Origin of the sequence: Nocardia sp. CA-145437 (genome assembly GCF_050956485.1) — a bacterium.
Classification (GTDB): Bacteria; Actinomycetota; Actinomycetes; order Mycobacteriales; family Mycobacteriaceae; genus Nocardia.
Map to the genome: position 1 here is coordinate 6,591,509 of NZ_CP191204.1, position 7,057 is coordinate 6,598,565.

Consider the following 7,057-nt stretch of genomic DNA (forward strand, 5'->3'; position numbering starts at 1 on the left):
GTCATCACATCCGGAAGACGCCGTAGGAAACGGGCTCGAGCGGGGCCTGCGCGCAGGCGGAGAGGGCCAGGCCGACAACGGTTCTGGTGTCCGCCGGGTCGATGACGCCATCGTCCCAGAGGCGGGCGGTGGAGTAGTACGGATTGCCCTGGGCCTCGTACTGCTCACGGATCGGGGCCTTGAACTTCTCCAGATCCTCCTCCGACTGGTCGCCGCGCACGGTGGCCAGCACCGAGGCCGCCTGCTCGCCGCCCATGACGGAGATCCGGGCATTGGGCCACATCCACAGGAAGCGCGGCGAATACGCGCGCCCGCACATGGAGTAGTTGCCCGCGCCGTAGGAGCCGCCGATCACCACGGTCAGCTTCGGCACCCGGGCGCACGCGACCGCGGTCACCATCTTCGCGCCGTGCTTGGCGATGCCGCCCGCCTCGTAGTCGCGCCCGACCATGAAGCCGGTGATGTTCTGCAGGAACAGCAGCGGGATCTTGCGCTTGTCGCACAGTTCGATGAAATGCGCGCCCTTCATGGCGGATTCGGCGAACAGCACGCCGTTGTTGGCGACGATGCCGACCGGGTGGCCGTGGATCCGGGCGAAACCGGTGACCAGGGTCTTGCCGTATTCGGCCTTGAATTCCTGGAATTCGCCGCCGTCGACGATGCGGGTGATGACCTCGCGGACGTCGTAGGGGGTACGCAGGTCCACCGGGACCACGTCGTACAGCTCGTCCTGCGGCGCGATCGGGTCCACGGTCGGCGCGACATCCCACGGCGTCGGCGTCTTCGGGCCGAGCGTGGCCACGATATTGCGCACGATGCGCAGCGCGTCCTGATCGCTCTCGGCCAGGTGGTCGGTGACGCCGGAGGTGCGCGAGTGCAGGTCGCCGCCGCCCAGCTCCTCGGCGGTGACGACCTCGCCGGTGGCCGCCTTCACCAGCGGCGGACCGCCCAGGAAGATGGTGCCCTGATTGCGCACGATGACGGTCTCGTCGCTCATGGCGGGGACGTACGCGCCGCCCGCGGTGCACGAGCCCATGACCGCGGAGATCTGCGCGATCCCCTTGGCGCTCATGGTGGCCTGGTTGAAGAAGATGCGGCCGAAGTGCTCGCGGTCGGGGAACACCTCGTCCTGACGCGGCAGGTACGCGCCGCCGGAATCGACCAGGTAGACGCACGGCAGATTGTTCTGCAGCGCGACTTCCTGAGCACGCAGGTGCTTCTTGACCGACATCGGGTAGTAGGTGCCGCCCTTGACCGTCGCGTCGTTGGCGAGGATCACGCATTCGCGCCCGGAGACCCGGCCGATGCCGCCGATCACGCCCGCACCGGGGCATTCGTCGTCGTACATGCCGTTGGCCGCCAGCGGCGACAGCTCCAGGAACGGGCTGCCGGTGTCGAGCAGCTGGTCCACCCGCTGGCGCGGCAGCAGCTTGCCGCGGGCCAGGTGCCGTTCCCGGGACTTCTCGGGCCCGCCCAGCGCGCTGACGGCCAATCGCTCCCGCAGCTCGTCGACCAACGCCAGGTGCGCGTCCCGGTTCCCGGTCCGCGTCTGTTCGCTCAGCGTCATCCGCTCCGCCTCCCCGTGCGACCGATCCGGTCCGCTCGGTTAGTCACCAATAACTGGAAAATAAGATAATCTTCACTAACTGAGTTGTCCAGCACCGCTGAAAGGAGCCACGGTGAACAGTGCGACGGAATCCGTGGGGCTGACCCGGCGCGAGCAGCTCAAGGCGCAGCGTCGGGAGCAGCTGCTGGAGGCGGGCGCGCGGCTCATCGCGGACCGCGGATTCCTCGGGATGCGGCTCGACGATCTGGGCGCGGCGGCCGGCATCAGCGGGCCCGCCGTGTACCGGCACTTCCCCAACAAGGAGGCGCTGCTGGTCGAGCTGCTGGTCGGGATCAGTCAGCGGCTGCTCGACGGCGGCCGGGCGGTGGCGCACGCGGCGGGCTCGCCGCGCGAGGCGCTGCACGGACTGGTGGATTTCCACCTCGACTTCGCCCTCGGCGAGCCCGAGCTGATCCGCATCCAGGATCGCGACCTGGAGAATCTGCCGGAGTCGGCCCGCCGCCAGGTGCGGCGCACCCAGCGGCAGTACGTGGAGGTGTGGGTGACGGTGCTGCGCGAACTACGGCCCGAGCTACCCGAGCAGGCCGCGCGCGTTCAAGCGCACGCCACCTTCGGACTGATCAACTCGACCCCGCACAGCGCACCGGCCAGCGCCACCAAGGCAAGGCCGGTCCTGCGGCGCATGGCGCTCGCCGCCCTGGACTGACTCCCCACCATCCCCCCGAAACGCGCCATGGCGCGGACGGCATCGAATCCGTTCACGCCACAGGCTGTTTCACCGTTCGATCGAGCTCAATTCGCGGACGACCCGCTGATCCGGGTCTGCGCCGCGGCCAGGCGGGCGGCGAACTCCGGCGATTCGAGCGAGGCGAGCTGCGGGACCACCTCGGTGCTGACCGCTTCGGCGTGGGTGGGCAGGGCGCGGGTGGCGCGCATGGTGCGCTTGGTGGTGATGAGCAGCTCGCGCGGGACTTCCGCTGTCGCGGAGGCGAATTCGACGGCGGCGGCGACCAGGGCGGCGTGGTCGCCGTCGACGACCCGGTGCACCAGTCCGGCCGCGGCCGCGTCGTGCGCGTCGAGCACCTCACCGAACAACGTCATGGCCGTCGCCTGCTGCGGGCCCACCGCGCGCTGCAGCATCCAGGTCATTCCGCCGCCGGGGTGGATGCCCAGGCGCAGGAAGCGAGCGTCGAAGCGGGCGTTGGTATTCGCGAAGCGCAGGTCCGCGGCCAGGGCCAGGTTCAGGCCCGCGCCCACGGCCTGCCCGCCGACGGCGGCGATGGTCGGCAGTGTGCAGCGCGCCACCGCCAGGAAGCCTTCGTAGATGGCCCGCAGGCCCTCTTCCTTCGCCTCGCCCAGGGCGGTCAGGTTGGCGCCCGCGCAGAAGGCGGGGGGCGTGCCGGTGACCACCAGGGCGTGCACCGACGCGTCGGCCTCGGCGTCCGCCACCGCGTCCGCGAGATCGGCGGATAGATCCAGCGTCAACGCATTCCGCTTGTCGGGGTCGTGCACCGTCACCAGCGCCACGGAGTCCCGGCGCTCCACCTTGATCTCGGCCATGGCCCCAGATGGTAACGGCGCGCGGGGCGCCGCGTTCACGCACCGCGCAGTTCGCGCGCTGCGGTCCGCAGCACCATGTCGAAGCTGAGGCTCACCACCGGGGCCGACAGGAAGGTCCACAGCGACGCGAGCACGGGCGCGGCGACCTCGAAGGTCGTCGACCAGCGCACCAGCGTGCCGCCCTCGACCGGCTCGCAGCTGATCCAACCCTCCTGATGCCGCAGGCGCGGAACGGATTTCAGCCCGCGATACCGCATCAGCCGGGGCGGATCGTATTCGGTGATCTCCTGGGTGAGCCGCATGAGCGGGGTCACCACCAGCCGCACCGCGCCCACGCCGTTGCCCGCGGTGTTGCCCGGACGGACCAGGGTGACGCGGCGGACGAACGGAACCCGTTGATAATTCGCGACATCGGTGAGCCAGTCGAAGACATCCGCGGGCGGGGCGGCGATGGTGCGTTCGACGTCAACCGTGCGCATCCCGGCAGACTACCGAGATCGGCGGCGGGACGTCGGCCGAAATGCCTGGTGATTACCATTGCGATATGACCGTCGAGGAGCAGCCGCAGCGCGTGATCCGCCGCCGCCCGAAGAATCGGCGCGCGCAGATCGCCGCCACTTCGGCCGCCGCCTTCGGATCACTCGGCTACCACGGCGTGAGCATGGAGGACATCGCCACCCGGCTCGGTATCTCCTCGGCCGCCCTGTACCGGCACTATCCGAGCAAGTACGCGCTGTTCCGGGAGGAATTGCTCCGTCTGTCGCGGCTCACCGCCGAGGCGGCCACGCTGCCCGACGAGTCCGAGGGCCTGGCCCCGCGCGCCCGGTTGAACCGGGTGCTGGATCGGATGATCGCCGAGACCATCGCCAACCGCGCCACCGTCACCCTGGTGCGCTGGGAGCGCCGCTATCTCGACGACACCGATCGGCAGATCCTGGAGGAGCAGTTCATCGTGGCACTGACCACGTTGCGCGCGCTCATCGCGGACGTGCGGCCCGAACTCGACGGGCACGATCGCGCGGTGCGGGCGGTGTCGATGCTCAGCGTCATCTCCAGCATCGGCGACCACCACGCCACCCTGCCCGCGAAATCGCTGACGGCCCTGCTGCATTCGGCCTGCGACGCCATCCTCGACACCGAGCTGCCGCCGGAGGGCACCGCGGCGGAGCCGCCGCGGGCGGTGGAGATCCCGCGCAGTTTCAAGCACGAGCTGCTGTTGAAGAAGGCGGTGGAGCTGTTCCACCAGCGCGGCTATCCCAATGTGAGCGTGGAGGACATCGCGGCGGCGGCCGATCTGTCGGCGGCCTCGGCGGTGTACCGGTACTACCGCAGCAAGGGCGATCTGCTGGCCGCCGCGTTCCGCCGGGCGGCGGACCGGGTGTCCGGGGCGATCGGCCCGGCGGTGGCGACCTCGTCGAGTCCGGCCGAGGCGCTGCGCAAACTGGTGGATCTGTATGTCGCGGGATCGTTCGCCGAGCGCGAGCTGACCTTCGTGTACTACGCCGAGTTCGGCCATGTCTCGGCCGAGGAGCGCACGATGCTGCGCAATGTGCAGCGGCTCATCGTGGCCGAGTGGGTGCGGCTGCTGGTGGCGGTGCGCCCGGAACTGTCCGAGAGCGAGGCGCGCATCCTGGTGCAGGCCGGCTTCGGTCTGGTGGTGGATCTGGGACGGGAGTTCGGCGGTCACCCGTCGATCTGCCCGCCGCCCAGGGTGATCCGGCTGATGGAGGTCACCCTGTTCGGCGCCGACGCGCCGAGCCGCTGAGCGCTAGGCCTTCAGCGCGGTCAGTGGGACGAACGGCGCGTAGTCGCAGACGTGCCCGTTGTCCCACTCCCACAGCGAGACCGGGTCCACGGCCACGCCGCTCTGCAGGATGAGCCGCCAGCCGCCGTCCTCCCGCTGCCAGATATCGCCGTCCCGGTCCCAGTAGAGACCGATCACGTGTGGTTCCAGGGGCTCGGGCCGGCTCATATCTCCCTCTCATAGCTAATCTTCAGCGATTGCGCGAGTTCGGGCGCTCCGGGACACTTTCGTGGTGAGAGTTATTTATGTTCTGAGCAAATATATTTGCCAATCGTTCGCTCATCCACGAAGCTGCGTGCGCGAGTCGAATTCGCTTCACCGAATTCCCGCGGCCGGCCGGTATCGTGCACAGCGCATGGTCGGGGAGGACTGCACGACGAGGGCCGAAAGGCGTTGTTGCCCATGAGAATCATCAGCACGGTCGCGATAGCGCTGAGCGCCGCCGTCCTGTGGTCGGCCGCGCCGGCGCAGGCCGCGCCGGAAACCGGGTCCGCGGATCGGCCATTGCCGGTCGGGGACACCATCGAACCGGCCATCGACTGCGGGCCGACCGCCGCGCATCCGTATCCCGTGGTGGTACTGCCCGGCGGAGACGGCACCACGGATCAGACCGCCGCGCAGTGGGAGACCATGGTCGGCGCACTGCGCGGGGCCGGATACTGCGCGCTGCTGTTCCAGGGCGGTGTGGTGAACGGGAAGCGGTGGAACGGCGACATGCCCGCCGAGGCCGGGCAGATCGCGGATTTCATCGAGAAGGTGCGGGAGACCACCGGGGCCGAGAAGGTCGAGATCGTGGCACACTCGGCGGGGACCATCGTGTCGAACTATTACCTGAAGCTGCTGGGCGGAGCGCCGACGGTGAGCCACGCCGTGTTCATCACGCCCGAGGTGCGCGGCTGCGACGGCGCGGGTGTCCTCGGCATCCAGAATCCGCCCATCACCCCCGTGCAACTGCTGCACGAGCTGCCCGTGCTGGGCGCCCTGCTGGCCGCGGCCTCGCCGGAGCTGGCCACGGCCCTGCAGATGACACCGGATTCGCCGGTGTACAAGGCGATTTTCGACACGCGGGTCACCCAGCCCGGGGTCACCTATTCGGTGATCGCGACGCGCCGGGATCAGCTCGCCACGCCCGCGCCGCTGTGCTCGACCCTCGACGAACCGGGCGTCGAGAACGCGGTCTACGAGGACCTGTTCCCGGACGCGGCGCCGGTGGACCACTCGCTGATCCGATCCAGCGCCGAGACCGCGGGCTGGGTCCTGGATCGATTGCGGCGCTGAGCCCCGGGGGGCCGCCAGGACGGGTTGTCCTGGCGGCCTTCACACACCTGCCCGAAAGCTGCTACGTAGTCGCCGGCGGCCAGGTGAAGGAGGAGCCGGTGCCCAGCGACTTCGCCAGGAAGCTGAGAAAGTCGTTCACAGCACTACCGCTGAACATGCACGCCTCCTAGACGACCGGAGTCGGGGTAGTGGTGCCGCCACCCGGCTGGGTGACCGAGGTCGAGGAGCCGGAGCCGACCACCTTGGCAATTGCGATGAGCAGGTCGGTCATACCGCTGCCAGTGTAGAAATCCATCGCGATTTCCTTTCGAGAATTTCGTGTATCCGGCGCGAATTACTTCGCGCTGTGCTTCTTGAGCTTCGGGCCCTTGGGGTTGTAGCTCGCGGTGGAACCGGCGCCCAGGAACTTCAGGACCTGGGAGACGACGGCGCCGATGTCGACCGAGGGCGCGGTGCCCGGATCCGGAGGAGTGGTGGTCATGGTGATTCCCTTTCTTTCACGACGCGGACAGACCCCCTCGATGTGTGTTTGTTCTCGGGACCGCCGCACGAGGTCGTTTGACCCCGGGTCTGTGGATGCGGAACTCGGTGTTCCGCGGGTCTATTCGGGCTCGACCGCCATGGCCTGGACCAGCGACGCCGGCCGCATATCGGTCCAATGCGCCTCGACATAGTCCAGGCAGCTCTGCCGCAGGGCCGGACCGTGCGCGGCGGTCCAGCCGCCGGGGATGGCGGCGAACACCGGCCACAGCGAGTGCTGGGCCTCCTCGTTGACGAGCACGTAGAACTGGGCATTCTCGTCATCGAATGGATTGCTCATGGTGGATCAGCCTTTCTCACCTGGGAAT

General features: G+C 68.8%; 10 protein-coding genes. 3 read left to right on the forward strand and 7 right to left on the reverse strand.

Annotated features, from left to right (window positions below; genetic code table 11):
• Positions 1-4 precede the first annotated feature (4 nt).
• Positions 5-1,567 (reverse strand): carboxyl transferase domain-containing protein, encoded by a 1,563-nt coding sequence (locus ACQPYY_RS30540; RefSeq protein ID WP_433591914.1) that lies wholly within the window; start codon positions 1,565-1,567, stop codon positions 5-7.
• A gap of 112 nt (positions 1,568-1,679) precedes the next feature.
• Between ACQPYY_RS30540 and ACQPYY_RS30545 the strand changes: the two genes are divergently transcribed.
• The gene (locus ACQPYY_RS30545; RefSeq protein ID WP_433591915.1) at positions 1,680-2,273 is read left to right on the forward strand and encodes an SACE_7040 family transcriptional regulator; all 594 of its coding nucleotides are present in this window, start codon (positions 1,680-1,682) and stop codon (positions 2,271-2,273) included.
• Positions 2,274-2,359: 86 nt separating this feature from the next.
• On the opposite strand, the gene ACQPYY_RS30550 is transcribed toward ACQPYY_RS30545, so the two are convergent.
• Positions 2,360-3,127 carry an enoyl-CoA hydratase gene (locus ACQPYY_RS30550; protein WP_433591916.1) on the reverse strand — a complete coding sequence of 256 codons (768 nt, stop codon included), beginning with the start codon at positions 3,125-3,127 and terminating at the stop codon, positions 2,360-2,362.
• Between the two features lie 35 nt (positions 3,128-3,162).
• Entirely contained in the window at positions 3,163-3,606 is a 444-nt protein-coding gene (locus ACQPYY_RS30555; protein WP_357281699.1) for an SRPBCC family protein, read from the reverse strand.
• A gap of 65 nt (positions 3,607-3,671) precedes the next feature.
• Between ACQPYY_RS30555 and ACQPYY_RS30560 the strand changes: the two genes are divergently transcribed.
• Complete coding sequence (locus tag ACQPYY_RS30560) at positions 3,672-4,892, forward strand: TetR/AcrR family transcriptional regulator (RefSeq protein ID WP_379092482.1); 1,221 nt, start codon at positions 3,672-3,674, stop codon at positions 4,890-4,892.
• Between the two features lie 3 nt (positions 4,893-4,895).
• Here ACQPYY_RS30560 and ACQPYY_RS30565 read toward each other — a convergent pair whose 3' ends face one another.
• Complete coding sequence (locus tag ACQPYY_RS30565; protein ID WP_357091198.1) at positions 4,896-5,099, reverse strand: hypothetical protein; 204 nt, start codon at positions 5,097-5,099, stop codon at positions 4,896-4,898.
• Between the two features lie 234 nt (positions 5,100-5,333).
• Here ACQPYY_RS30565 and ACQPYY_RS30570 point away from each other — a divergent pair, with 234 nt between their 5' ends.
• The gene (locus ACQPYY_RS30570; protein WP_433591917.1) at positions 5,334-6,209 is read left to right on the forward strand and encodes an esterase/lipase family protein; all 876 of its coding nucleotides are present in this window, start codon (positions 5,334-5,336) and stop codon (positions 6,207-6,209) included.
• A gap of 166 nt (positions 6,210-6,375) precedes the next feature.
• Here ACQPYY_RS30570 and ACQPYY_RS30575 read toward each other — a convergent pair whose 3' ends face one another.
• From ACQPYY_RS30575 to ACQPYY_RS30585, 3 genes are all read right to left on the reverse strand, one after another.
• On the reverse strand, positions 6,376-6,504 hold the full coding sequence (locus ACQPYY_RS30575) for a hypothetical protein (protein WP_357281705.1): 129 nt from the start codon (positions 6,502-6,504) through the stop codon (positions 6,376-6,378).
• Between the two features lie 39 nt (positions 6,505-6,543).
• Positions 6,544-6,690 carry a hypothetical protein gene (locus tag ACQPYY_RS30580; protein ID WP_357281707.1) on the reverse strand — a complete coding sequence of 49 codons (147 nt, stop codon included), beginning with the start codon at positions 6,688-6,690 and terminating at the stop codon, positions 6,544-6,546.
• Positions 6,691-6,810: 120 nt separating this feature from the next.
• Entirely contained in the window at positions 6,811-7,029 is a 219-nt protein-coding gene (locus tag ACQPYY_RS30585; protein ID WP_357091190.1) for an MbtH family protein, read from the reverse strand.
• Positions 7,030-7,057 lie beyond the last annotated feature (28 nt).

Bases quoted from the DNA above. Each gene is read 5' to 3' on its own strand.
- ACQPYY_RS30540 (WP_433591914.1), bottom strand. From the start codon at position 1,567: ATGACGCTGAGCGAACAGACGCGGACCGGGAACCGGGACGCGCACCTG.
- ACQPYY_RS30550 (WP_433591916.1), bottom strand. From the start codon at position 3,127: ATGGCCGAGATCAAGGTGGAGCGCCGGGACTCCGTGGCGCTGGTGACG.
- ACQPYY_RS30555 (WP_357281699.1), bottom strand. From the start codon at position 3,606: ATGCGCACGGTTGACGTCGAACGCACCATCGCCGCCCCGCCCGCGGAT.
- ACQPYY_RS30560 (WP_379092482.1), top strand. From the start codon at position 3,672: ATGACCGTCGAGGAGCAGCCGCAGCGCGTGATCCGCCGCCGCCCGAAG.
- ACQPYY_RS30565 (WP_357091198.1), bottom strand. From the start codon at position 5,099: ATGAGCCGGCCCGAGCCCCTGGAACCACACGTGATCGGTCTCTACTGG.
- ACQPYY_RS30570 (WP_433591917.1), top strand. From the start codon at position 5,334: ATGAGAATCATCAGCACGGTCGCGATAGCGCTGAGCGCCGCCGTCCTG.
- ACQPYY_RS30575 (WP_357281705.1), bottom strand. From the start codon at position 6,504: ATGGATTTCTACACTGGCAGCGGTATGACCGACCTGCTCATCGCAATT.
- ACQPYY_RS30580 (WP_357281707.1), bottom strand. From the start codon at position 6,690: ATGACCACCACTCCTCCGGATCCGGGCACCGCGCCCTCGGTCGACATC.
- ACQPYY_RS30585 (WP_357091190.1), bottom strand. From the start codon at position 7,029: ATGAGCAATCCATTCGATGACGAGAATGCCCAGTTCTACGTGCTCGTC.